Origin of the sequence: Streptosporangium sp. NPDC000563, assembly GCF_040299985.1 — a bacterium.
Classification (GTDB): Bacteria; Actinomycetota; Actinomycetes; order Streptosporangiales; family Streptosporangiaceae; genus Streptosporangium.
In genome coordinates, this window is the sequence record NZ_JBEPDA010000078.1 from 1 (window position 1) to 1076 (window position 1076).

The 1076-nt window shown below is 66.0% G+C and carries 2 protein-coding genes; one reads left to right on the top strand and one right to left on the bottom strand.

Annotated elements, in window-relative coordinates:
* Positions 1 to 663, bottom strand: a 663-nt coding sequence (locus tag ABT352_RS40710; RefSeq protein WP_350950459.1) for a transposase, incomplete at its 3' end; no start/stop codon positions are given.
* Between the two features lie 23 nt (positions 664 to 686).
* Between ABT352_RS40710 and tnpA the strand changes: the two genes are divergently transcribed.
* Positions 687 to 1076 (top strand): IS200/IS605 family transposase (gene tnpA / locus ABT352_RS40715; RefSeq protein WP_350950461.1); only part of this gene is annotated, 390 nt, incomplete at its 3' end.

A 1076-nucleotide genomic window follows, 5' to 3' on the forward strand; every position in this document is an offset into this window, starting at 1 on the left:
GCCGCTGGTGAGCCAGGGGCCGTGTTCGCGCATGGTGGCATCTGACAGGGCCAGGGCGACGGTGATTCCCTGGTCGATCCCGACCTGCGGGCCAAGGTGGCGGGCGGGGGCGGGCACGTGGCGTTCGGCCCGGAACACGATGTGCCAGCCGTCGGCTTCCTTGACCAGGCGGGCTCCGGTGATCCGCCCGGCGGGGCCACCCTTGGTGAGGCCGGGCAGGTCCTTGGTCCATCGAAACCGGACCCGCCCGGCCTTGGGCAGGTTGACCGTGCCCCAGCGCCGGTTGATCCGCTTGATCTGCAAATCGCGGGCCTGGGGGACGTCCACGGTCAACCGGGAGCGCAGGCGGCCCTTGAAGGTGGGCCGCTGGGCGGGATGGTCGGGGTTGAAGAAGTTCGCCCACGCCTGCCGATAGGTCTTCAGTACGGCTTGGGCGGCCTGGGCGGGTAGTTGGCCCATCCAGTCGATCTCGTGGCGGGCCGCCCGGATCGCCGCGTCGCACTCCTTCAACCTCGCAAACCGGCCTTGGCGGAAGGTGAAGTACTCATGCAGCAGGTTCCACAGGGTGCGAGCGGTGTGCGCCTGACCGTCCAGCACGGCCACCTGTGCCGCGTTCAGGTCCAGACGCGCCTTGTGCGCCCGGGTCTGCTTCACCAACTCCACACCGTGATCGTATCGTTTGGTTTATGTCACCGCGCTGGAATCCGAACCCCGATGTCCGGACGGGACGTCATGTCGTTTATAACCTTCATGCGCACTTGGTGTTCGTCACTAAGTATCGGCGGGGGGTGTTCACGGACGAGATGCTGGCCCGCTGCGAGGAGATCATGCGGGAGGTGTGCGCGGACTTCGAGGTCGAGTTGCGTGAGTTCAACGGCGAACACGACCATGTCCATCTGCTGATCCACTACCCGCCGAAGGTCGCCCTGTCCAAACTGGTCAACAGTCTCAAGGGCGTCTCGGCACGGCTCCTGCGCAAGGAGTATGCCGCGCATGTCCGCGAGTACCTGTGGGGTGGACACTTCTGGTCCGGGTCCTACTTCGCCGGATCAGTCGGCGGTGCACCGCTCACGGTA